The 26,494-nt window shown below is 59.5% G+C and carries 9 protein-coding genes; 6 read left to right on the top strand and 3 right to left on the bottom strand.

The features are described from left to right. Window positions 1-34: 34 nt before the first annotated feature. Both CXQ80_RS23170 and CXQ80_RS23165 read right to left on the bottom strand, forming a co-directional pair. Complete coding sequence (locus CXQ80_RS23170) at window positions 35-1,411, bottom strand: HlyD family type I secretion periplasmic adaptor subunit (RefSeq protein ID WP_101322661.1); 1,377 nt, start codon at window positions 1,409-1,411, stop codon at window positions 35-37. Beyond that, window positions 1,401-3,557 (bottom strand): type I secretion system permease/ATPase, encoded by a 2,157-nt coding sequence (locus CXQ80_RS23165; protein ID WP_101322660.1) that lies wholly within the window; start codon window positions 3,555-3,557, stop codon window positions 1,401-1,403. The genes CXQ80_RS23170 and CXQ80_RS23165 overlap by 11 nt, the downstream gene beginning before the upstream one ends. 696 nt (window positions 3,558-4,253) lie before the next feature. On the opposite strand from CXQ80_RS23165, the gene CXQ80_RS23160 reads away from it, so the two are divergent. The 6 genes from CXQ80_RS23160 to CXQ80_RS23135 all read left to right on the top strand — a co-directional run bounded on the left by CXQ80_RS23160 (window position 4,254) and on the right by CXQ80_RS23135 (window position 25,789). Beyond that, entirely contained in the window at window positions 4,254-21,413 is a 17,160-nt protein-coding gene (locus CXQ80_RS23160) for a retention module-containing protein (RefSeq protein WP_101322659.1), read from the top strand. 166 nt (window positions 21,414-21,579) lie between these two features. Then, window positions 21,580-21,921 (top strand): tryptophan synthase subunit beta, encoded by a 342-nt coding sequence (locus CXQ80_RS23155; RefSeq protein ID WP_101323136.1) that lies wholly within the window; start codon window positions 21,580-21,582, stop codon window positions 21,919-21,921. Window positions 21,922-22,104: 183 nt separating this feature from the next. Then, window positions 22,105-23,004: a TauD/TfdA family dioxygenase gene (locus tag CXQ80_RS23150; RefSeq protein ID WP_101322658.1), complete on the top strand. Its 900-nt coding sequence runs from the start codon at window positions 22,105-22,107 to the stop codon at window positions 23,002-23,004. 18 nt (window positions 23,005-23,022) lie between these two features. Further along, window positions 23,023-24,042: an ABC transporter substrate-binding protein gene (locus CXQ80_RS23145; RefSeq protein ID WP_101322657.1), complete on the top strand. Its 1,020-nt coding sequence runs from the start codon at window positions 23,023-23,025 to the stop codon at window positions 24,040-24,042. A 6-nt stretch (window positions 24,043-24,048) separates the two neighbouring features. Further along, the gene (locus CXQ80_RS23140; protein ID WP_101322656.1) at window positions 24,049-24,912 is read left to right on the top strand and encodes an ABC transporter ATP-binding protein; all 864 of its coding nucleotides are present in this window, start codon (window positions 24,049-24,051) and stop codon (window positions 24,910-24,912) included. Window positions 24,913-24,925: 13 nt separating this feature from the next. Then, window positions 24,926-25,789 carry an ABC transporter permease gene (locus tag CXQ80_RS23135; RefSeq protein WP_101322655.1) on the top strand — a complete coding sequence of 288 codons (864 nt, stop codon included), beginning with the start codon at window positions 24,926-24,928 and terminating at the stop codon, window positions 25,787-25,789. Between the two features lie 22 nt (window positions 25,790-25,811). Here CXQ80_RS23135 and CXQ80_RS23130 read toward each other — a convergent pair whose 3' ends face one another. Further along, complete coding sequence (locus CXQ80_RS23130; protein ID WP_101322654.1) at window positions 25,812-26,369, bottom strand: WYL domain-containing protein; 558 nt, start codon at window positions 26,367-26,369, stop codon at window positions 25,812-25,814. Window positions 26,370-26,494 lie beyond the last annotated feature (125 nt).

Genomic DNA, 26,494 nt, shown 5'->3' with positions numbered 1-26,494 from the left:
TGCTCGCGTGGGCCTGCGTTGTTGCGGCTACCGATCAGCGCTCGCGCAACGCCTCTGCACGAGCTTTGACAATCGGTTTGAGCAGGTAGCTCATGATGGTTTTCTTGCCGGTCATGATGTCGACCGTGGCAACCATCCCCGGGATGATCAACAGCGGCTTCTCGTCGGTACCCAGATGGCTGCGATCGGTACGCAGGCGGATCAGGTAGTAGGTAGTCTTCTTGTCTTCATCGGTGATGGTGTCGGCGCCGATCTGCTCCAGCTTGGCCTTGAGCCCGCCGTATACGGTGTAGTCGTAGGCGGTGAACTTGACCGTGGCTTCCTGGCCCGGGTGGAGGAAGGCGATGTCCTTGGGCAGGATCTTCGCCTCGACCACCAGGGTATCGTCCAGCGGCACGATCTCGACGATATCGCTGCCAGGCTGGATCACGCCGCCGATGGTATTGACCAGCAGCTGCTTGACGATGCCACGCACTGGCGAGGTCACCAGAGTCCGGTTGACACGGTCATCCAGGGCCTTGCTGGTGGCGGTAGCCTTGCTCAGCTCGGTGCGCGCCTCGTTCAGCTGAGTCAGCGCGTCACTGCGGAACTTGCCCCGGGTCTCTTCGATCTTGCTCTGCACTTCCTTGATCGCCGCTTCAGCGCGCGGTATCGCCAGCGTGGTGGCGTCCAACTGGCCGCGAACCTCGACTTCCGAGCGGCGCAGACGCAGCACCTCGACCTGAGACACTGCACCCTGGGCCACCAAAGGCTCGGACATGCCGATCTCCTGACGCAGCAGCTGCAGGCTGTTGGCGTACTGGGCACGCTTGGAGGTGAACTCGCGCAGCTCTTGCTGGCGCTGGACCAATTGCTGCTCGAGACCGCCGATTTCATCGCGCAATTGCTGGCGGCGGCTCTGGAACAGCGACTCTTCGTTGCTCGCCTGTTGCGGTGCGGCTTTGCGCAGAACATCGTCGATCTGCAGCGCACGGTCTTCGATCTCGGCGTTCAAGCGCTCGACCCGCATGGCCATGGCCAGGCGGTCGGCTTCGGTCTCGCCGACGTTGGAGGCGAAGCGGGTCTCGTCCAGACGCAGCAAAGGTTGGCCGATCTCGACGATCTGCCCTTCCTTGGCGAAGATCTCGGAAACGATGCCGCCTTCCAGGTTCTGGATCTTCTGCAGCTTGGACGACGGGATGGCCTTGCCTTCACCGCGGGTCACTTCATCGATGTGGGCAAAGCTGGCCCAGAGGATCAGGAACAGGAAAAACGCGATCACCCCCCAGATGGTCATGCGCACCACCCGCGGTGCATCCTCGACCAGCGACTTGCGCACTTCTGGCAAAGGCGCGCCGGCCAACGACTCCGAACCTTTGAAGTAGCGGCGCAAGCTATCTTTGAAGCCGTTTATATCCAACTTACGCGACACTGATCTGCCCCTTTTTCAGCGCATCCATGACCGAGGCTTTCGGGCCGTCGGCAACTACTTGTCCACGGTCGATCACGATCAGCCGGTCGACCAGCGACAGCAGCGAGGCGCGGTGGGTGACCAGAACCACGGTCTTGTGTTCGATAACCGCCTGCAAGCGCTGCTTGAGGCGCTCTTCGCCAGTGTTGTCCATGGCGCTGGTCGGCTCGTCGAGCAGCAGGATCTGCGGGTTGAGCAGCAATGCCCGGCCCAGTGTGACGTTCTGCCGCTGGCCGCCGGACAGGTTCTGCCCGCGCTCGCCAACCTGCAGCTCGTAACCGTCCGGGTGCAGCCTGGCGAATTCGTGCACCCCGGACAGCTCAGCCGCCTGCAGGATCAGTTCGTCCTCGACATAGCGCGCACCGCTGACCAGGTTGTCGCGCAGGGTGCCGGCCAGCAGCTGGATATCCTGCGGCACGTAACCGATGTTGTGGCGCAGCTCGCTGACGTCGATCTGGCGGATGTCCACGCCATCGACCAGCAGCGAACCGTTGTCTGCTTCGTAGAGGCCGACGATCAGCTTGGCCAGCGAGCTCTTGCCCGAGCCGCTGCGGCCGATGATGCCGATTTTCTCGCCCGGGCGGATGTTCAGGTTGATGCCCTTGAGCGCCTGGTTCTGCTGGTTCGGGTAGGTGAAGTCGACCCCGCGGAACTCGATCGAGCCCTGCAGTACCTGGCGGCTCAGCGGGCGCTCTTCGAAATTGCGCTCCTGCGGCAGGTCCATCATCTGGTCGGTAGCGACCATGGTTACCCTGGCCTGCTGATAACGTGCCAGCAAGCCGTTGAGCTGGCCCAGCGGGCCCAGTGCACGGCCGCTGAGCATGTAGCAGGCCACCAGGCCGCCCATGCTCAGGTTGCCATCGATGATCTGGTAGACGCCCACGCAGATCAGCGCCACGCCTGCCAGTTGCTGGATCAGCATGGTGATATTCATTGCCAGGCCCGACAGCACCTTGACCCGCAGCTCGAGGCGGCTAAGGGTGCCCAGGGTCTGCTCCCACATGTACTGGCGCTCGCTCTCGGCATTGTTGACCTTGACCGCATCGAGGCCGGCGAGGGTTTCGATCAGGCTCGACTGGCGCTCGGAGGCTAGCGCCATGGTCCGCTCCATGGTCGACATCAAAGGCTTCTGCAGCGCATAGCCAATGCCCAATGCCAGCGGGAAGGCAATGATCGGGATCCACACCAGGTGGCCGCCGAGCATGGCGATGACGATCAGGATCAGAATGGTGAACGGCAGGTCGATCAGGCTGGTCAGGGTCAGCGAGGCGAGGAAGTCACGCAGGCTCTGAAACTCGTGGATGTTCTGGGCGAAGCTGCCCACCCGTGCCGGGCGGTGCTTCATCGACATGCCAACGATGCGCTCGAACAGCGTGGCCGACACGATCAAGTCGGTTTTCTTGCCGGCCAGGTCCAGGCACAGGCTGCGCAGCAACTTGAGCACCAGGTCGAACACGTAGGCACCGGCAATGCCGATGGCCAGCACCCACAAGGTCGAGGTGGCCTGGTTGGGTACGACCCGGTCGTAGACGTTCATCACGAACAACGGTGCAGCCAGAGCGATGATGTTGATCACCAGGCTGGCGGCGATTGCATCGATGTACAGCCACTTGCTGCGTAGCAGCGTGTCGCGGAACCACGAGCGGGTACGCGGGATCAGGTTGCCGTGGGTAACGTCGAATTTGTGCTGTGGCTGGGCAAAGAAGACCTTGCCACTGTAGTCACCCAGTAGCGCCTCGCGGCTGACCAGGACTTCGCCACCGTCGCTCTCGCTGAGCAGCAGACGCGCAGTGTCGTCGTTTTCCCAGCCCAGTAGAACTGCACTGCGCCCTTCGTTGAGCAGCAACATGGCTGGCATGGCAATGGCCGGGATCTGCTCCAGCTTGCGTTGCAACAGGCGCCCTTGCAGGCCGGCCCTAGCGGCGGCGCGCGGCAGCAGCTCGGCGTTCAGGCGCTGGGACGGCAAGGGCAGCCCGGTGGTCAACATCGCCCGGCTGGCTGGCTTCTGGTGCAGGACACACAGGGTCAGCAGGCTATCCAGTAGAGGATCGTCATGCTGGCTGCGTGGATCGTGACTGAGTTGGACTCGACTGACTTCGGATTCCACGCGGCGCTCTCTTCAGACCTTGCGGTGTTTGGGACGATGCCCACCTTGGCTCTCGGCCGGGCGGTGCACATGCGGTTTGATGTCATTTTGCACTGATGGCCATGGGCGCGACCACCCCGTGGCTTCAATACGGCGTGCTGGTGACTACAGCGCTGACCCATGTTTCGCTTGAAAACAGTCGGTTTGCCAGTGGGTTAGCGGTTCAGCACCCTTTACGTGCTATCGGCTGAAGACTGGAAATCTTTCATTTTTGGCTGTTGGGTAATGCATTTTTTCAGCCGATTCAGGTGTGAATCTGGCATGACCAGTGCTTGTAATCGTCAGCACCTTATAGCAGTCAAAACAATGGCTCTTTTTTTATTTTTTGATTGTTTGCAAAGCTTGTTCCAAATCATCTGCAGGGGTGTCTTTCCCTGTTACCCGTCAGGCTCCAAGGCTTCGTAATTCGGGGGCTAAGCGCTTTTTGAGAGGGGGGCTTGAAGCAGCTGACGGGCGGTGAAAATATCAATGTGACATTACCCGCGTGATTGTTTAGGATGACGCAGTTTCGGTCAATACTTTGGCATATGCTTAATAGCTAAAAGTAATAGACATATATTTGACGTCAAAAAGTTATATTCATAGTTACTCAGCATTAGCAGCAATTTTCGTCTGCTAGGCATGAAGCCAACAGAATGGCTAGATCCGGAGAGTCCAATGAGCAGTGTTGTTGCCATCGTCAAAAGCATTGTTGGCCAGGTCATCGCGGTATCCCCAGAGGGCTTTCGTCGCGTTCTGATTGAAGGCGACCGTCTGATGGCGGGCGAGCAAGTCCTGACCGGCCCAGGTGGCGCGGTAACTCTGGAGCTGGCCGATGGCCGCATGCTCGACCTGGGCCGTGACTCGCAATGGAGTGCGGACGCTCCGGACAGCAGCGCCGATCTGAGCCAGGCCACCGCACAGGCAGCGCCCTCGGTCGAAGAACTGCAGCAAGCCATCGCCGCTGGCGCCGACCCGACCACCGAGCTTGAAGCAACGGCGGCGGGCCCGACTGCAGCCGGTAATGGCGGCGCGGCTGGCGGCGGTCACTCCTTTGTGATGCTTGAGGAGACTGCAGGCGCGGTCGACCCGACTATTGGTTTCCCGACTGGCCCGATCGGCTTCCAGACGCTTGCCGCCGACCTGGAGCCAGGCGCTGTCGATACCAATGTCAACGATGGCACCACGACTGATCCTGGCGTAACTCCGCCGGTGACCACGCCGGTTACCACCGGGGTGACACTGACGGCTACGCCTTCGATCACCGAGGCGGGTGGCGTCATCGTTTACACCGCGACCGTTGGCCAACCGCCGCTGACCGACCTGACCGTTACTCTCTCCAATGGCCAGGTCATCATCATCGGTGCAGGCCAGACCACCGGCTCTGTCAATGTCCCGATCGCGCCTAACGATACCCCTTACATCGACGGCAGCGAGATTTCCGTCACCATCACCGGCACCACCGGTGGTGGTTTGGTCGTTGTGCCGAACCTAACCCCGGCGGTCACTCAGATCGTCGACACCATTGACACCACAACGGTATCGGTGACCGCCCAGCCTGCGAAGGAAGGCGACCCTAACCTCACCTTCAACTTCCAGTTGAGCAACCCGCCCCAGGCCGGTAGCCCGACCACCTTGACCGTGAATGTGGGCGGTACCAACTACACCGTTACCGTTGATGCCAGCGGTAAAGGCACGCTGGTGATCCCGAATACCAACGGCAGCGATGTCTACATCGATCCGTCTTCGGTCACCGCAACTGTGACCGGCGTAAATGGTGGCAACTTCGAGGCCGTCGACCTGGCGGGCGCGACCACCACTGTCACTGTCGAAGACACTATCGACACCACGACTGTTGCCGTGACCGCGGTGCCAGCAAAGGAAGGCGATACCAACCTCACCTTCAATTTCCAGCTGAGCAACCCGCCGCAAGCCGGCAGCACCACGACTCTCACCGTTAACGTTGGTGGCACTAACTACACCGTTGATATCGATGCTTCGGGTAAAGGCACCTTGCTGGTGCCAAACACCAACGTTGAAGACGTTTACAAAGACGGCAGCGAAGTCACTGCAACCGTCACTGCTGTGAACGGCGGCAACTTCGAAGCCGTCGACCTGACTGGCGCGACCACCACTGTTGCTGTCCAGGACACCATCGACACCACGACTGTGGCTGTTACTGCCGAGCCAGCGAAGGAGGGTGACGCGAATCTCACCTTCAACTTCCAGCTGAGCAACCCGCCTCAGGCCGGCAGCAGCACGACGCTGACCGTGAACGTCGGTGGCACTAACTACACCGTCAGCATTGGCGCCGATGGCAAGGGCACCCTTCAGGTGCCGAACACCAATGTTGAAGACGTTTACAAAGACGGCAGCGAAGTCACTGCAACTGTCACTGCGGTCAATGGCGGTAACTTTGAAGCCGTTGATCTGACTGGCGCGACCACCACGGTTGCTGTCCAGGACACGATCGACACCACGACCGTGGCTGTTACTGCCGAGCCAGCGAAGGAGGGTGACGCGAATCTCACCTTCAACTTCCAGCTGAGCAATCCGCCTCAGGCCGGCAGCACCACGACGCTGACCGTCAACGTCGGTGGCACTAACTACACCGTCAGCATTGGTGCCGATGGCAAGGGCACCCTTCAGGTGCCGAACACCAATGTTGAAGACGTTTACAAAGACGGCAGCGAAGTCACTGCAACCGTCACTGCTGTGAACGGTGGCAACTTCGAAGCCGTCGACCTGACTGGCGCGACCACCACGGTTGCTGTCCAGGACACGATCGACACCACGACCGTGGCTGTTACTGCCGAGCCAGCGAAGGAGGGTGACGCGAATCTCACCTTCAACTTCCAGCTGAGCAACCCGCCTCAGGCCGGCAGCACCACGACGCTGACCGTCAACGTCGGTGGCACTAACTACACCGTCAGCATTGGCGCCGATGGCAAGGGCACTCTTCAGGTGCCGAACACCAACGTTGAAGACGTTTACAAAGACGGCAGCGAAGTCACTGCAACCGTCACTGCTGTGAACGGCGGCAACTTCGAAGCCGTCGACCTGACTGGCGCGACCACCACGGTTGCTGTCCAGGACACCATCGACACCACGACGGTGGCTGTTACTGCCGAGCCAGCTAAGGAGGGTGATGCCAACCTCACCTTCAACTTCCAGCTGAGCAATCCGCCGCAAGCGGGCAGTGCCACTAGCCTGACCGTTAACGTTGGTGGCACGATCTACACCGTTAATGTAGACGCATCCGGCAAAGGCACCTTGCTGGTGCCCAACACCAACGCCGCCGACGCATACATCGACCCTAGCCAAGTGACCGCGACCGTCACTGAAGTGAGGGGCGGTAATTTTGAGGCCGTTGACCTCTCCGGAGCTACGGCTACAGTAACTGTCGAAGACATCATCCAAACCACCACTGTTGTAGTCTCGGCTGAGCCAGCGAAAGAAGGTGATGCGAATCTCACCTTCAACTTCCAGCTGAGCAATCCACCTCAAGCCGGCAGCCCCACCACGATCACCGTTAACGTCGGTGGCACCAATTACACCGTCGATATCGATGCGTCTGGTAAAGGTACCTTGCTGGTACCAAATACCAACGGCGCTGACGTCTACATTGATCCAAGTAAAGTCACCGCAACTGTCACCGAGGTGAACGGCGGTAACTTCGTGGCTGTAGACCTGGCTGGCGCAACCACCACGGTCACTGTCGAAGACACCATCGACACTACGACCGTTGCTGTAACAGCTGTGCCGGCGAAAGAAGGTGACGCCAACCTGACGTTCAACTTCCAGCTGAGCAATCCGCCTCAAGCCGGCAGCACCACCACACTGACCGTGAACGTCGGTGGCACCAATTACACCGTTGATATCGACGCTTCGGGCAAAGGCACCTTACTGGTGCCAAACACCAACGGCGCTGATGTCTACATTGACCCAAGCAAAGTCACTGCGACCGTCACAGAAGTGAACGGCGGTAACTTCGAGGCAGTTGACCTGAGTGGTGCAACCACCACCGTCACCGTCGAAGACACCATCGACACCACCACTGTTGCTGTAACAGCTGTACCGGCGAAGGAAGGTGATGCCAACCTGACGTTCAACTTCCAGCTGAGCAACCCGCCTCAGGCTGGCAGCAGCACCACCCTGACCGTTAATGTCGGTGGCACCAATTACACCGTTGATATCGATGCGTCGGGCAAAGGTACCTTGCTGGTACCAAACACCAACGGTGCTGACGTCTACATCGACCCAAGCAAAGTCACCGCGACCGTCACAGAAGTGAACGGCGGTAACTTCGAGGCAGTTGACCTGAGTGGTGCAACCACCACCGTCACCGTCGAAGACACCATCGACACCACCACTGTTGCTGTAACAGCTGTACCGGCGAAGGAAGGTGATGCCAACCTGACGTTCAACTTCCAGCTGAGCAACCCGCCTCAGGCTGGCAGCAGCACCACCCTGACCGTTAATGTCGGTGGCACCAATTACACCGTTGATATCGATGCGTCGGGTAAAGGCACCTTGCTGGTGCCTAACACCAACGGCGCAGATGTTTACATCGATCCAAGCCAGGTCACTGCAACCGTTACTGAAGTGAGCGGCGGCAACTACGAGGCTGTTGACCTGAGTGGTGCAACCACCACCGTCACCGTCGAAGACACTATCGACACCACGACTGTTGCCGTGACCGCGGTGCCAGCTAAAGAAGGTGATGCAAACCTCACCTTCAACTTCCAGTTGAGCAACCCGCCGCAGGCTGGCAGCACCACGACTCTGACTGTAAATGTCGGTGGCACTAACTACACCGTCAACGTTGGCGCCGATGGCAAGGGCACCTTGTCGGTCCCGAATACCAACGTTGAAGACGTGTACAAAGACGGTAGCGAAGTCACCGCGACTGTCACTGCGGTCAATGGCGGCAATTTCGAAGCCGTCGATCTGACTGGCGCGACCACTACCGTTGCTGTCGAAGACACCATCGACACCACGACTGTGGCCGTCACTGCCGAAGCTGCGAAGGAAGGTGATGCCAACCTCACCTTCAACTTCCAGCTGAGCAACCCGCCTCAGGCAGGCAGCACCACGACTCTGACTGTAAATGTCGGCGGCACTAACTACACCGTCAACGTTGGCGCCGATGGCAAGGGCACCTTGTCGGTCCCGAATACCAACGTTGAAGACGTGTACAAAGACGGCAGCGAAGTCACTGCGACCGTGACCGCGGTCAATGGTGGCAATTTCGAAGCCGTCGATCTGACCGGCGCGACCACTACCGTTGCCGTCGAAGACACCATCGACACCACCACTGTGGCCGTCACTGCGGAAGCTGCGAAGGAAGGTGACGCAAACCTCACCTTCAACTTCCAGTTGAGCAACCCGCCGCAGGCTGGCAGCACCACGACTCTGACTGTAAATGTCGGTGGCACTAACTACACCGTCAACGTTGGCGCCGATGGCAAGGGCACCCTCGAGGTCCCTAACACCAACATCGAAGACGTCTACAAAGACGGCAGCGAAGTCACTGCGACCGTTACCGCGGTCAATGGTGGCAATTTCGAAGCCGTCGATCTGACCGGCGCGACCACCACTGTCGCTGTCGAAGACACCATCGACACCACGACTGTGGCCGTCACTGCTGAAGCTGCGAAAGAAGGTGATGCGAACCTCACCTTCAACTTCCAGCTGAGCAACCCGCCACAGGCGGGTACCACTGCTACCTTGACCGTTAACGTCGGTGGCACTGATTACACCGTCACAGTTGGCGCTGATGGCAAGGGTACCTTGTCGGTCCCGAATACCAACGTTGAAGACGTGTACAAAGATGGCAGCGAAGTCACCGCGACTGTCACTGCGGTCAATGGCGGTAACTTCGAAGCCGTCGATCTGACCGGCGCGACTACCACTGTCGCTGTCGAAGACACCATCGATACCACGACTGTGGCCGTCACTGCTGAAGCTGCGAAAGAAGGGGATGCCAACCTCACCTTCAACTTCCAGTTGAGCAATCCGCCGCAGGCAGGCAGCACCACGACTCTGACTGTAAATGTCGGTGGCACTAACTACACCGTCAACGTTGGCGCTGATGGCAAGGGCACCTTGTCAGTCCCGAACACCAACGTTGAAGATGTCTACAAAGACGGTAGCGAAGTCACTGCGACCGTTACTGCCGTCAATGGCGGTAACTTCGAAGCCGTCGATCTGACCGGCGCGACCACCACTGTTGCCGTCGAAGACACCATCGATACCACGACTGTGGCCGTCACTGCTGAAGCTGCGAAAGAAGGGGATGCGAACCTCACCTTCAACTTCCAGTTGAGCAACCCGCCGCAGGCTGGCAGCACCACGACTCTGACTGTAAATGTCGGTGGCACTAACTACACCGTCAACGTTGGCGCCGATGGCAAGGGCACCCTCGAGGTCCCTAACACCAACATCGAAGACGTCTACAAAGACGGCAGTGAAGTCACTGCAACCGTGACCGCAGTCAATGGCGGTAACTTCGAAGCCGTCGATCTGACCGGCGCGACCACCACTGTTGCCGTCGAAGACACCATCGATACCACGACTGTGGCCGTCACTGCTGAAGCTGCGAAAGAAGGGGATGCGAACCTCACCTTCAACTTCCAGTTGAGCAACCCGCCGCAGGCTGGCAGCACCACGACTCTGACTGTAAATGTCGGTGGCACTAACTACACCGTCAACGTTGGCGCCGATGGCAAGGGCACCCTCGAGGTCCCTAACACCAACATCGAAGACGTCTACAAAGACGGCAGTGAAGTCACTGCAACCGTGACCGCAGTCAATGGCGGTAACTTCGAAGCCGTCGACCTGACTGACGCGACCACCACTGTTGCCGTCGAAGACACCATCGATACCACTACTGTGGCCGTCACTGCTGAAGCTGCGAAGGAGGGTGATGCCAACCTCACCTTCAACTTCCAGTTGAGCAATCCGCCGCAGGCAGGCAGCACCACGACTCTGACTGTAAATGTCGGTGGCACTAACTACACCGTCAACGTTGGCGCTGATGGCAAGGGCACGCTCCAGGTACCTAACACCAATATCGAAGACGTCTACAAAGACGGTAGCGAAGTCACTGCGACCGTCACCGCCGTCAATGGCGGTAACTTCGAAGCCGTCGATCTGACCGGCGCGACCACCACTGTTGCCGTCGAAGACACCATCGATACCACGACTGTGGCCGTCACTGCCGAAGCTGCGAAGGAAGGTGACGCAAACCTCACCTTCAACTTCCAGTTGAGCAATCCGCCGCAGGCAGGCAGCACCACGACTCTGACTGTAAATGTCGGTGGCACTAACTACACCGTCAACGTTGGCGCTGATGGCAAGGGCACCTTGTCAGTCCCGAACACCAACGTTGAAGATGTCTACAAAGACGGTAGCGAAGTCACTGCGACCGTTACTGCCGTCAATGGCGGTAACTTCGAAGCCGTCGATCTGACTGGCGCGACGACCACCGTTGCTGTCGAAGACACCATCGATACCACGACTGTGGCCGTCACTGCGGAAGCTGCGAAAGAAGGCGACGCGAACCTCACCTTCAACTTCCAGCTGAGCAATCCGCCGCAGGCGGGTACCACGGCTACCTTGACCGTCAACGTCGGTGGTACTGATTACACCGTCACAGTTGGCGCCGATGGCAAGGGCACCCTCGAGGTCCCTAACACCAACATCGAAGACGTCTACAAAGACGGCAGTGAAGTCACTGCGACCGTTACTGCCGTCAATGGCGGTAACTTCGAAGCCGTCGATCTGACTGGCGCGACGACCACCGTTGCTGTCGAAGACACCATCGATACCACTACCGTGGCCGTCACTGCCGAAGCCGCGAAGGAGGGTGATGCGAACCTCACCTTCAACTTCCAGCTGAGCAACCCACCGCAGGCAGGTACCACTGCTACCTTGACCGTTAACGTCGGTGGCACTGATTACACCGTCACTGTGGGCGCCGATGGCAAGGGCACTCTCCAGGTTCCGAATACCAACGTTGAAGACGTCTACAAAGACGGTAGCGAAGTCACCGCGACTGTAACCGCGGTCAACGGCGGTAACTTCGAAGCCGTCGATCTGACTGGCGCGACCACCACCGTTGCTGTCGAAGACACCATCGACACCACCACCGTGGCTGTTACTGCCGAAGCAGCGAAGGAGGGTGATGCCAACCTCACCTTCAACTTCCAACTGAGCAATCCGCCGCAGGCGGGTACCACGGCTACCTTGACCGTTAACGTCGGTGGCACTGATTACACGGTAACTGTTGGCGCCGATGGCAAGGGCACTCTCCAGGTCCCGAACACCAACGTTGAAGACGTCTACAAAGACGGTAGCGAAGTCACCGCGACTGTCACTGCGGTCAATGGCGGCAATTTCGAAGCCGTCGATCTGACTGGCGCGACCACTACCGTTGCTGTCGAAGACACCATCGACACCACCACTGTGGCCGTCACTGCCGAAGCTGCGAAGGAAGGTGACGCAAACCTCACCTTCAACTTCCAGTTGAGCAACCCGCCGCAGGCTGGCAGCACCACGACTCTGACTGTAAATGTCGGTGGCACAAACTACACCGTTGATATCGATGCTTCCGGCAAAGGTACTCTGCTGGTTCCGAATACCAACGTTGAAGACGCCTACAAAGACGGTAGTGAAGTCACTGCGACCGTCACTGCGGTCAATGGCGGCAACTTCGAAGCCGTCGATCTGACTGGCGCGACCACCACCGTTGCTGTCGAAGACACCATCGACACCACCACTGTGGCTGTTACTGCCGAAGCAGCGAAGGAGGGTGATGCGAACCTCACCTTCAACTTCCAGCTCAGCAATCCGCCGCAGGCTGGCAGCACCACGACTCTGACTGTAAATGTCGGTGGCACTAACTACACCGTCAACGTTGGCGCCGATGGCAAGGGCACCTTGTCGGTCCCGAATACCAACGTTGAAGACGTGTACAAAGACGGTAGCGAAGTCACCGCGACTGTCACTGCGGTCAATGGTGGCAATTTCGAAGCCGTCGATCTGACCGGCGCGACCACCACTGTCGCTGTCGAAGACACCATCGACACCACGACTGTGGCCGTCACTGCTGAAGCTGCGAAAGAAGGTGATGCGAACCTCACCTTCAACTTCCAGTTGAGCAACCCGCCGCAGGCTGGCAGCACCACGACTCTGACTGTAAATGTCGGTGGTACTGATTACACCGTCACTGTTGGCGCCGATGGCAAGGGCACTCTCCAGGTCCCTAACACCAACATCGAAGACGTCTACAAAGACGGCAGCGAAGTCACTGCGACCGTGACCGCGGTCAATGGTGGCAATTTCGAAGCCGTCGATCTGACCGGCGCGACCACCACTGTCGCTGTCGAAGACACCATCGACACCACGACTGTGGCCGTCACTGCTGAAGCTGCGAAAGAAGGTGATGCGAACCTCACCTTCAACTTCCAGCTGAGCAACCCGCCACAGGCGGGTACCACTGCTACCTTGACCGTCAACGTCGGTGGTACTGATTACACCGTCACTGTTGGCGCCGATGGCAAGGGCACTCTCCAGGTCCCGAATACCAACGTTGAAGACGTCTACAAGGACGGCAGTGAAGTCACTGCGACCGTCACTGCGGTCAATGGCGGCAACTTCGAAGCCGTCGATCTGACTGGCGCGACTACCACTGTTGCTGTCGAAGACACCATCGATACCACGACTGTGGCCGTCACTGCCGAAGCTGCGAAGGAAGGTGATGCCAACCTCACCTTCAACTTCCAGCTCAGCAATCCGCCGCAGGTTGGCAGCACCACGACCCTGACTGTAAATGTCGGTGGCACTGATTACACGGTCACAGTTGGCGCTGATGGCAAGGGCACCCTCGAGGTCCCTAACACCAACATCGAAGACGTCTACAAAGACGGCAGTGAAGTCACTGCGACCGTCACTGCGGTCAATGGCGGTAACTTCGAAGCCGTCGATCTGACCGGCGCGACTACCACTGTCGCTGTCGAAGACACCATCGATACCACGACTGTGGCCGTCACTGCTGAAGCTGCGAAAGAAGGTGATGCGAATCTCACCTTCAACTTCCAGCTCAGCAATCCGCCGCAGGCTGGCAGCACCACGACTCTGACTGTAAATGTCGGTGGTACTGATTACACCGTCACAGTTGGCGCTGATGGCAAGGGTACCTTGTCGGTCCCGAATACCAACGTTGAAGACGTGTACAAAGATGGCAGCGAAGTCACTGCGACCGTCACTGCTGTCAATGGCGGTAACTTCGAAGCCGTCGATCTGACTGGCGCGACCACCACTGTTGCCGTCGAAGACACCATCGATACCACGACTGTGGCCGTCACTGCTGAAGCTGCGAAGGAAGGTGACGCAAACCTCACCTTCAACTTCCAGTTGAGCAACCCGCCGCAGGCTGGCAGCACCACGACTCTGACTGTAAATGTCGGTGGCACTAACTACACCGTCAACGTTGGCGCCGATGGCAAGGGCACCTTGTCGGTCCCGAATACCAACGTTGAAGATGTCTACAAAGACGGCAGTGAAGTCACTGCGACCGTCACTGCGGTCAATGGCGGCAACTTCGAAGCCGTCGATCTGACTGGCGCGACCACCACTGTTGCCGTCGAAGACACCATCGATACCACGACTGTGGCCGTCACTGCTGAAGCTGCGAAAGAAGGTGATGCGAACCTCACCTTCAACTTCCAGCTGAGCAACCCGCCGCAGGCGGGTACCACTGCTACCTTGACCGTTAACGTCGGTGGCACTGATTACACGGTAACTGTTGGCGCTGATGGCAAGGGCACTCTCCAAGTCCCGAACACCAACGTTGAAGATGTCTACAAAGACGGTAGCGAAGTCACCGCGACTGTCACTGCGGTCAATGGCGGCAATTTCGAAGCCGTCGATCTGACTGGCGCGACCACTACCGTTGCTGTCGAAGACACCATCGACACCACCACTGTGGCCGTCACTGCCGAAGCTGCGAAGGAAGGTGACGCAAACCTCACCTTCAACTTCCAGTTGAGCAACCCGCCGCAGGCTGGCAGCACTACAACTCTGACTGTAAATGTCGGTGGCACTGATTACACCGTCACAGTTGGCGCTGATGGCAAGGGTACCTTGTCGGTCCCGAATACCAACGTTGAAGACGTGTACAAAGATGGCAGCGAAGTCACCGCGACTGTCACTGCGGTCAATGGCGGTAACTTCGAAGCCGTCGATCTGACCGGCGCGACTACCACTGTCGCTGTCGAAGACACCATCGATACCACGACTGTGGCCGTCACTGCTGAAGCTGCGAAAGAAGGGGATGCCAACCTCACCTTCAACTTCCAGTTGAGCAATCCGCCGCAGGCAGGCAGCACCACGACTCTGACTGTAAATGTCGGTGGCACTAACTACACCGTCAACGTTGGCGCTGATGGCAAGGGCACCTTGTCAGTCCCGAACACCAACGTTGAAGATGTCTACAAAGACGGTAGCGAAGTCACTGCGACCGTTACTGCCGTCAATGGCGGTAACTTCGAAGCCGTCGATCTGACCGGCGCGACCACCACTGTTGCCGTCGAAGACACCATCGATACCACGACTGTGGCCGTCACTGCTGAAGCTGCGAAAGAAGGGGATGCGAACCTCACCTTCAACTTCCAGTTGAGCAACCCGCCGCAGGCTGGCAGCACCACGACTCTGACTGTAAATGTCGGTGGCACTAACTACACCGTCAACGTTGGCGCCGATGGCAAGGGCACCCTCGAGGTCCCTAACACCAACATCGAAGATGTCTACAAAGACGGCAGTGAAGTCACTGCAACCGTGACCGCAGTCAATGGCGGTAACTTCGAAGCCGTCGATCTGACCGGCGCGACCACCACTGTTGCCGTCGAAGACACCATCGATACCACGACTGTGGCCGTCACTGCTGAAGCTGCGAAAGAAGGGGATGCGAACCTCACCTTCAACTTCCAGTTGAGCAACCCGCCGCAGGCTGGCAGCACCACGACTCTGACTGTAAATGTCGGTGGCACTAACTACACCGTCAACGTTGGCGCCGATGGCAAGGGCACCCTCGAGGTCCCTAACACCAACATCGAAGACGTCTACAAAGACGGCAGTGAAGTCACTGCAACCGTGACCGCAGTCAATGGCGGTAACTTCGAAGCCGTCGACCTGACTGACGCGACCACCACTGTTGCCGTCGAAGACACCATCGATACCACTACTGTGGCCGTCACTGCTGAAGCTGCGAAGGAGGGTGATGCGAACCTGACCTTCAACTTCCAGCTGAGCAACCCGCCGCAGGCAGGCAGCACCACGACTCTGACTGTAAATGTCGGTGGCACTAACTACACCGTCAACGTTGGCGCTGATGGCAAGGGCACTCTCCAGGTCCCGAACACCAACGTTGAAGACGTCTACAAAGACGGTAGCGAAGTCACTGCGACCGTCACTGCCGTCAACGGCGGTAACTTCGAAGCCGTCGATCTGACCGGCGCGACCACCACTGTTACCGTCGAAGACACCATCGATACCACGACTGTGACAGTCACCGGCGTACCGGCGAAAGAAGGCGATGCCAACGTCACCTTCAACTTCGAGCTGAGTAACAAACCCCAGGCTGGCAGCGATCCGGTCGTCCTGAACGTACGCATCGGCAGCACCGACTACACCGTCAACATCGACGCTGACGGCAAGGGTTCGATCCAGGTTCCTAACCCGAACGGCGAAGACGTCTACAAAGACGCTAGCGAACTGGTTGCAACTGTCACCGGCGGCACTGGCGGTAACTTTGAGAAGATCGCAACCGGCGGTACTGGTGCTGCGGTGATCGCGGATACCGAAACTCCAGTGACTGTTGCAGTGATCGGCGTGCCTGCGAAAGAAGGCGACGCTAACGTCACTTTCAACTTCGAACTGAGCGACAGGCCACAAGCTGGTAGTGCTCCAGTTGTCCTGACCGTACGCATCGGCAGCACCGACTACACCGTCAACATCGACAGCAACGGCAAGGGTTCGATCCAGGTTCCTAACCCGAACAGCGAGGACGTCTATAAAGACGCGAGCCAACTCGTCGCCACTGTTACTGGCGGCACTGGCGGCAACTTCGAGAAGATCGCCACTGGCGCGACCGGCACAGCGCAAATCGCTGACACCGAGACCCCAGTCACCGTCAAGGTCACCGGCGTTCCGGCTACCGAGGCTGATGCCAACGTCACCTTCAACTTCGAACTGAGCAACAAGCCTCAGGCCGGCAGCGACCCAGTCGTTCTGAACGTGCGCATCGGCAGCACCGACTACACCGTCAATATCGACAGCAACGGTAAAGGCTCGATCCAGGTCCCGAACCCGAACAGCGAAGACGTGTACAAGGACGCCAGCCAGCTGGTCGCCACTGTCACCGGCGGCACCGGCGGTAACTTCGAGAAGATTGCCACCGGCGCGACCGGCACAGCACAAATCGCTGACACCGAGACCCCAGTCACCGTCAAGGTCACCGGCGTTCCGGCTACCGAAGCTGATGCCAACGTCACCTTCAACTTCGAACTGAGCAACAAGCCTCAGGCCGGCAGCGACCCAGTCGTTCTGAACGTGCGCATCGGCAGCACCGACTACACCGTCAACATCGACAGCAACGGCAAGGGCTCCATCCAGGTTCCTAACCCGAACGGCGAAGACGTCTACAAAGACGCTAGCGAACTGGTTGCAACTGTCACCGGCGGCACTGGCGGTAACTTTGAGAAGATCGCAACCGGCGGTACTGGTGCTGCGGTGATCTCGGATACCGAAACTCCAGTGACTGTTGCAGTGACCGGCGTGCCTGCGAAAGAAGGCGACGCTAACGTCACCTTCAACTTCGAACTGAGCAACAAGCCGCAGGCCGGCAGTGCGCCAGTCGTCCTGAACGTGCGCATCGGCAGCAGCGACTACACCGTCAACATCGACAGCAACGGTAAAGGCTCGATCCAGGTTCCTAACCCGAACAGCGAGGACGTCTATAAAGACGCGAGCCAACTGGTCGCCACTGTTACTGGCGGCACCGGCGGCAACTTCGAGAAGATCGCCACTGGCGCGACCGGCACAGCACAAATCGCTGACACCGAGACCCCTGTCACCGTTAAGGTCACTGGCGTTCCGGCCACCGAAGCTGATGCCAACGTTACCTTCAACTTCGAGCTGAGCGACAAGCCGCAAGCCGGCAGTGCGCCAGTCGTTCTGAATGTGCGCATTGGCAGCACTGACTACACCGTCAACATCGACAGCAACGGCAAGGGCTCCATTCAGGTCCCGAACCCGAACAGCGAAGACGTTTACAAGGACGCCAGCCAGTTGGTCGCCACCGTCACCGGCGGCACCGGCGGCAACTTCGAGAAGATCGCCACTGGCGCGACCGGCACAGCGCAAATCGCTGACACCGAGACCCCAGTCACCGTCAAGGTCACCGGCGTTCCGGCTACCGAGGCTGATGCCAACGTTACCTTCAACTTCGAACTGAGCGACAAGCCGCAAGCCGGCAGCGCGCCAGTCGTCCTGAACGTGCGCATCGGCAGCAGCGACTACACCGTCAACATCGACAGCAACGGCAAGGGCTCCATCCAGGTCCCGAACCCGAACAGCGAAGACGTGTACAAGGACGCCAGCCAGTTGGTCGCCACCGTCACCGGCGGCACCGGCGGTAACTTCGAGAAGATCGAAACCGGCGCGACTGGCACTGCACAAATTGCTGACACCGAAACCCCTGTCAGCGTAATCATCACGCCGCAAGCTGCGACTGAAGCTGACGCCGACGTCATCTTCAACTTCCAGATGAGCAAGCCGCCGCAGGCTGGCAGCGACCCAGTGGTACTGGTCGTCAAAGTCGGCGCCAGCAACTACAACGTCTCGATCAACAGCCAAGGCCAAGGCACGCTGAGCGTACCTAACCCGAACACCGAAGACGTCTTCAAAGACGCCAGCAAGCTGGTTGCGACCGTGGTCAGCGGCACCGGTGGCAACTACGAGAAGATCGAAACCGGCGCAACCGCGATTGCCGATATCGCCGACACCATCGATACCGTCTACGCCAAGATCAGCATGGTCGGTACCGGTTCGGTCAACGAAGGCGGCAACCTGACCTACAAGGTCGAGCTGGTCGACAAGTCGGGCAACTCGATCAGTGTGCCAACCGGCAAGTCGGTTTCGGTCAACCTGGAATGGTCCGGCAATGCTGATGCCAGCGACATTGAAGGTACGCTGCCAACCAGCGTGACCATCAATGGCGGCAAGAGCAGCGTCGAGTTCAACGTCAAGACCTTCGACGACACCAAGATCGAAAGCAGCGAGACGCTGACCGCCACCATCAAGCAGGTCAACGACACCAATCAGGTGTTCGAGAACCTCGCAGTGGGCAGCCAGAACGTCGCCACTGGCACCATCATCGATAACGACAAAGGCCCGGTCATCACCGCGCCTGGCAGCGCTTCGATCATCGAGAGCGGCACCGGAGGTGGCGCTGATGTGGTCCTGGTCCTCGACCGCTCGGGCAGTATGGGGCCGAAGGGCAACGGCGACGGCGGCAGCGACCCGGATGGTAGCGGGCCGTATACCTCGCGCCTGCAGATGCTCAAGGAAGCGGTCAAGAACCTGTTCGACTCCGGTACCGTGCATTCGGTGTTTATCGTGTCGTTCGGCTCCAGTGCCACCTTCCACAGTTCCGGTAAAGACGGCGGCTGGTTCACCAATCTGGATGACGCCTACGCGGCCATCGACGCCCTCAAGGCCGGCACCCAGACCTACTACAACACAGCGCTGAACACGGTTATCAATAACTACACAGCGCCGCCGCCGGGCGGCAACAAGCTGGTCAACATCTTCATGTCCGACGGCGCGCCTACCAGCGGCCAGGGCGCCAATGAAAACAACTGGATCAACTTCCTTGACCAGAAAGGCTTCAATGACTCCTTCGCTGTGGGCTTCGGCGGGCTGAGCAATACCGACAAGAACTACCTCGAGCCGATCGGCTGGAAGCCAGGTGAAACCGCCGGTTCCATCACTCAAGGTGTGAATGACAACCACGTACTGGTCGTCGATACCTCGCTCAGCGCCCTGACTCAGGCGCTGGTGGGTAGCGTTGGCGGCAGCGCGGTGTCCGGCAACGTCACCGACAACGCCACCAGCGGTACCGCTGGCTGGGCCAGCAACGGCTGGAAGCTGACGTCGGTTGAGTACAACGGCGTTACTTACTCGTTCACCAGTGCCACCGACTCCAAGACCCTCGACCTGGGCAATGTCGGCAAGGTAGTGATCAAGTCCGATGGCAGTTACACCTTCTCGGGCAAGGACAACTTCGACACGGCCGATTCGCTGTCGGCAGTGGTCAAGTTCACGGTCAAGGATGCTGCTGGCAACACCGCGTCCTCGTCGCTGACCCTGACTGTCAACGACCGCAGCGACCCAATCGCTGGCAACGACGACGTGACCGCTACCCTGACCTCGAAAACGGTCATGGGCGCGCCAACCGACGTTACCTTGGCCAGCTTCACAAGCGGCGAGAAGAGCCAGTGGCGGTTCGAGAACGCAGTCGATCGCGACACGCCTAACCCGGCAGCCGACACCGGCCGCTGGCAGGTGAGTTCGGTGGTCGGCACCACGGCGGATGCCAGTGTCAGCAGCGGCAGCAATCCGACCCTCGTGCTGACGGATCGCAACGGTAATAGCAACGGCGATGCCTCGATCCTGACCCCGCTGTACAAAGCAGTGGGCGGCGAGACGATGTCGTTCAAGGCGGTAGCTTCGCTGTCGACAGTGAATTACTGGCTTTCGACCGAGAAAGACACTGCGGCCTGGACGCTGTTCAAGAGCACCGATGGCGTCAACTGGACCGTGGCCGGAGGCGGTTCGATCGCCAACGGCAGCTCCACCATCACCACCGATCCGCTCGAAGCAAACGCTCAGTACCGCGTACAGCTGACCGTGCATGACGACACCAGCAGCTTCTACACCGGCAGCGCCAATGTCAGCTTCGATGACTTCAAAGTCACCGTACCTGGCGCGCCAGTAGTGGAATGGACTGCAACCCCGGTCACCGGCACTGTAGCTGCCAACGACTCGTGGGGCACCGATGGCGAAGTCTCGACCCTGGCAATCAAGGTCAACGGCGCCTGGGTCGATGTCCCGACTGGCGGCACCACCGTCAACGGTCAGTACGGCAGCCTGGTGATCGCCAAGGACGGCTCGTACACCTACACCCCGACTGCGAGCAAAGACGGCGTCGGCCACATGGATCAGTTCGATTACAAGCTGACCCAGCCGGACGGCGATACCGACACCGCGCACCTGTACGTGACCATTCAAGGTACCGGCCCAGGCGCAGCTGGCCTGGCGGCACCGGCGTGGACCAGCGGCAATGACACCCTGCTGGGCGGCGACGGTAACGACAACATCTTCGGCGGTGCCGGCAACGACACGCTGATCGGCGGCAAGGGTAACGACATCCTCACCGGCGGCAGCGGTGCCGACCTGTTCGTCTGGAAAGCGGGTCACACCGGCAACGATGTGATCACCGACTTCAAGGCGTCCGAAGGCGACCGCATCGACCTCAGCGAACTGCTCCAGGGCGAGAAGGGCAGCACCATCGACAACTATCTGAAGATGACCACCGTGCAAGGTGACACCGTTCTGCAGATCAGCAGCGATGGCAAGCTCAACGTTCAAGATGGCACCAATCACGTCGATACCACTATCACCGTGCAGGGCGTCAACTGGTCGAACAGCTCCATCAACTCGCTGATCAGCGGTGCCGATCCGCTGATCAAGATCGACAACCACAACGGCTGATGTTCACCCGCCAGCAGCAGGCAACTGCAACTGGCGTTGTGCACTGATTCGATTCCGGCCTCGTCGCAGCTTGCCTGCAACGAGGCCGGAGTCGTGTTGGGTTACCTCAAGCGTTATCCTGCCCCTATCGCAACCAGAAGGATTCACCGTGACAACGGATCACAGCCTGTATTACGTGCAGCGCGACGCCGATGGGCGCCTGTCGCGGGTCGACGCCAAGGCTTTTGAAGGCCATACCGAAACCCTGCCGGGTGACCACGTCGAGGTCCTGCATTGGCTGGCCGACGATGTTGTCGGCAACAGCCTCAACCAGCTCAAACAGAGCGATCTGGACATGATCCGGGTGCTCGAGGACTTGATCGAAGTGCTCACCAACAAAGGCGTGCTGAGCATTACCGACCTGCCGGCCGGCGCTCAGGCCAAGCTGCTCAGCCGCTCCAGCGCACGGCGTGCATTGGGTGGATTGAGTAACCTGATCGAAGAAGAGCCTGAAGGCGGTTTGATCTGAGCAGCCGTTCATATGTATATGCACTAACGGTATTTAAAATAATGTTCTTATGACTTTATAGTCACTCCACTGCGTACCTGCCGACCAATCGGCGCGCCGCACGATGTGAATCCACACGGGAGTCCCCCGTGCGTTTCTGATCGTTGCGCGCCTTTTGCATCGCGCACTATGTAGGAGTGACACATGCCAGCCGTCTCCAGCGCCTTGTCGAGCAACGACAGCGCACCCTCGCAATCTTTCGAGGTTCGTCCATTTGCCGGTGCAGTCGGTGCCGAAGTCATCGGCCTGAACCTGGCTCAGCCGGTCAACAGCGAAGACTTCCAGCGTATCCATCGCGCTCACCTCGACCATCACGTGCTGGTTTTCCGTGACCAGCGCATCGTTCCCGAACAACAGATTGCGTTCAGCCGACGCTTCGGCGAGCTGCAGATCCATGTGCTCAAACAGTTCCTGCTGCCGGGTCATCCAGAGATCCTGATCGTTTCCAACATTGTCGAAAACGGCCAAAACGTTGGCTTGGGCGATGCGGGTAAATTCTGGCACTCCGATCTTTCCTATAAAGAACTGCCCAGCCTCGGCTCGATGCTGCACGCCCAGGAATTGCCTAGCGAGGGCGGCGATACCCTGTTCGCTGATATGCACAAAGCCTGGGACGCCGTGCCCGATGCCCTGCGCAAGGTCATCTCCGGCCGTGATGCCGCGCATTCGTATACAGCGCGGTATGCCGAGACCAAGTTTGAAGGCAACTGGCGCCCGACCCTTACTGCCGAGCAGCTCGCGCAGGTTCAGGAGGTGATCCACCCGGTCGTACGCACCCATCCGGAAAACCACCGCAAGGCGCTGTTCGTCAGCGAAGGCTTCACCACCCGCATCGTTGGCCTGCCGGCAGACGAGAGCCGTGATGTGCTGCAGCAGCTGTACGCCCTGAGTGTTCTTGAACAGAACATCTACCGCCATCAGTGGCAGCCGCATGATCTGGTGTTCTGGGACAACCGCTCGCTGATCCATCTGGCCGCCGGCTGCCCAGCACACCTGCGGCGCAAACTTTTCCGCACCACCATCCAGGGCGATGCCCCGTTCTGACGACCGAGAGAATTCACCATGCGCAAATCCATCAGCCGCCTGGCGGCGAGCATCACCTTGGGCGCGACCCTGGCCGTTGGCACCCTGGCAGCGCCGGTCGCGGCACATGCCGAAGGCAAGATTCGCATCGCCGAGCAGTTCGGTATCGTCTATCTGCTGCTCAACGTAGTGCGTGACCAGCAACTGATCGAAAAGCACGGCAAGGAAGAAGGCCTCGACATCAAGGTCGACTGGGCACAGTTATCAGGGGGGGCGGCGATCAACGACGCATTGTTGTCCGGATCGGTGGATATCGCCGGCGCCGGCGTCGGCCCACTGCTGACGGTCTGGGATCGGACCAAAGGCCGGCAGAACGTCAAGGCCGTGGCGTCGCTGGGCAACTTCCCCTATTACCTGGTCAGCAGCAATCCGAATGTCAAAACCATCGCCGACCTCTCCGAGAAAGACCGCATCGCGGTGCCGGCCGTAGGGGTGTCAGTCCAGTCGCGTTTCCTCCAGTACGCTGCCGCCAAGCAGTGGGGTGACAAGGAATACAACCGCCTCGACAAATACACCCTCGCGGTACCGCATCCCGATGCCACCGCAGCCCTGCTGGCCGGCGGCACCGAACTGAACGGGCATTTCTCCAACCCACCCTTCCAGGACCAGGTGCTGGCCAACAAGAACGTGCACATTGTGCTCAACAGTTATGACTTGCTTGGGCCTAACTCGCCGACTCTGCTGTTCGCCACCGAAAAATTCCGCAACGACAACCCGAAAACCTACAAAGCCTTTGTCGCCGCACTGGCCGAAGCCGCCGAGTTTGCTCAGCACGACAAGGCCGCCGCAGCCGATACCTATATCCGCGTGACCAAGGCCAAGATCGACCGCGACGCGCTGATCCGACTGATCGACAACCCGCAGTACGAGTTCACCATCACGCCGAAAAACACCTACCCGTTGGCCGAATTCCTCTACCGGGTCGGCGCGATCAAGAACAAGCCCGCATCCTGGCAGGACTATTTCTTCGAGGACGCTCGTCCTCTGCAGGGGAGCTGATCGCCAATGACCGCCCAATTGCCAGGCCACGCGGCCAGCAAACCGAGCCATGTCGCTACGCCGGCATTGCTGACTGTGGATAACGTGAGCCTTGAATACCGCACCGCGCAGCAGGTAGTGCGCGCCACCCACCAGGTCAGCTTCGAGGTCGACCAGGCGGATCGTTTCGTTCTGCTTGGGCCCTCCGGCTGCGGCAAGTCGACCCTGCTCAAGGCAGTTGCCGGCTTTATCGAACCCAGCGAAGGACAGATCCGTCTGCAGGGCGAAGCGGTGCGCGGCCCAGGTGCTGATCGCATCGTGGTGTTTCAGGAGTTTGATCAACTGCCACCCTGGAAGACGGTGAAGCAGAACGTCATGTTCCCGCTGCTGGTATCCGGTCAGCTCAAACGCAACGAGGCCGAGCAGCGGGCTTTGCACTACCTGGACAAAGTTGGCCTGGCTGCGTTTGCCGATGCCTACCCGCACACACTCTCGGGAGGCATGAAAGCGCGAGTGGCGATTGCCCGCGCGCTGGCAACCCAGCCGAAGATCCTGTTGATGGACGAGCCGTTCGCTGCACTCGATGCCCTCACCCGACGCAAGATGCAGGAAGAACTGTTGCTGCTGTGGGAGGAGGTGCGTTTCACCCTCTTGTTCGTCACCCATTCAATCGAGGAAGCACTGATCGTCGGCAACCGCATCTTGTTGCTGTCGCCGCATCCAGGGCGAGTTCGCGCTGAGGTGCACAGCCACCAGTACCACCTGGGCAGCCTGGGCGCCAGCGACTTCCAGGCCAGTGCCAGGCGTATTCACCGGCTGCTGTTCGACGAGGCATCAGAGCCTGACCACAGCGCCGAGCTGGGCTTCAACGACATTCGCATCGCCTACTGAGGGGAGACAGGGCATGACCACGACACCTGTTCGCCAGGAATATGAAGTGCAGCTGGAGCCTTTGCTCAGTGTGCCGCTGCAAAGGCAGTTACCGTTAAGCCAACGCTTGTGGCAGCAAGGCTGGCTGCGCAAGACAGTGATTCTGCTGGTGCTGGCAGTCGCCTGGGAGCTGGCAGCCCGCTATACCGACAACGACCTGCTGCTGCCCAGCTTCCTGCAGACGGCTGCGGCACTGTGGGATTCTCTGCTCAGCGGCGAACTGCCTGAAAAGGTCGGCGTCTCGTTGGTGGTACTGCTCAAGGGCTATCTGTTGGGCATCGTGCTGGCCTTCGGCCTGACCAGTCTCGCCGTATCGACCCAGTTTGGCCGCGACCTGCTCAGCAGCCTGACCTCGATGTTCAACCCGCTGCCGGCAATCGCTCTGCTGCCATTGGCCCTGCTGTGGTTCGGCCTGGGCGACAACAGCCTGATCTTCGTGTTGGTGCACTCGGTACTGTGGGCACTGGCTCTCAACACCTACGCAGGCTTCATGGGTGTATCCGAAACCCTGCGCATGGCCGGGCGCAACTACGGCCTGCGCGGCCTGCGCCTGGTCGTGCACATCCTCGTGCCCGCAGCGCTGCCGTCGATCCTGTCTGGCTTGAAGATTGGCTGGGCGTTCGCCTGGCGCACGCTGATCGCTGCCGAGCTGGTATTCGGCGCCAGCAGCGGCAAGGGCGGATTGGGTTGGTATATTTTCCAGAACCGCAACGAGCTGTACACCGACAAGGTGTTTGCCGGGCTGGCGGTGGTGATCTTGATCGGCTTGCTGGTCGAGGGGCTGGTGTTCAACACGCTGGAGCGCGTTACCGTGCGTCGCTGGGGGATGCAACGCTAAGGGCTGCGCCGGGCGCTGTGGCTCAGTCCTGATATTGAGCCGCAGCGCTGCTCAAGGTACGCCCGATTTCCTCACGCAGTGACTGCGGCAGCTCGACCACCAGGCTGTCGCCCTGACTCAGCAGCCACCAGCGCAGCGGCCAGCCGTCGCTGACCGTCGCACGCAGGCGGTGGCCGTGTTCCAGCGCGGTCAACTGCATGTCCGGGGTCAACGGCGCGTCACGCAACTGCCGAGCGAGCAGATCGCTGATCCACGCCTGCAGCTCAATGCCATCACCCTGCACCGGCTGCAGCGCATCCCCGCGCAGGTACGCCTGCAAATCGAAATTGCCGCGCAGCTCGCTTACCGCTGCCGCTGACCAGTGCCAGCCAAACGGGATGCTCTTGTCATTGCGCTCAAGGGGGAAGATCAACGCAAGCTCGTTGAGATCGCGCTCGACCGTGCGCTTGCTGACGATAAAGCCGACGTCACGCAACCCCCAGACCAACTCGGCGCTGGTAATGCCGGGCGAGCGGCTAGGCAGCTGACGTAGCAGGGCCCATTGACGGCTGAGGGTGGCGCGAGTAGTGGCGAACGGCAAAGGTAAACGTCCTTGTCTAGGCTTGCCGCACCAGAATGGCGGCACAGGGCGCGCATGGCAATTAGCCACACCTCGCTCAGATCAATGAACCTGCATTTGGTTGCCTGGGTTCGGATCGTTCGCGA

The sequence above is a fragment of the Pseudomonas sp. 02C 26 genome, assembly GCF_002843585.1.
GTDB lineage: Bacteria > Pseudomonadota > Gammaproteobacteria > Pseudomonadales > Pseudomonadaceae > Aquipseudomonas > Aquipseudomonas shirazensis.
Note: the sequence above shows the minus strand (reverse complement) of the source record. Positions and strands in the feature narration are given on the sequence as shown.

What these genes read in the sequence shown, in the direction of transcription:
- CXQ80_RS23150 (WP_101322658.1), top strand. Translation starts at nt 22,105, where the DNA reads ATGCCAGCCGTCTCCAGCGCCTTGTCGAGCAACGACAGCGCACCCTCG.
- CXQ80_RS23140 (WP_101322656.1), top strand. Translation starts at nt 24,049, where the DNA reads ATGACCGCCCAATTGCCAGGCCACGCGGCCAGCAAACCGAGCCATGTC.
- CXQ80_RS23160 (WP_101322659.1), top strand. Translation starts at nt 4,254, where the DNA reads ATGAGCAGTGTTGTTGCCATCGTCAAAAGCATTGTTGGCCAGGTCATC.
- CXQ80_RS23145 (WP_101322657.1), top strand. Translation starts at nt 23,023, where the DNA reads ATGCGCAAATCCATCAGCCGCCTGGCGGCGAGCATCACCTTGGGCGCG.
- CXQ80_RS23135 (WP_101322655.1), top strand. Translation starts at nt 24,926, where the DNA reads ATGACCACGACACCTGTTCGCCAGGAATATGAAGTGCAGCTGGAGCCT.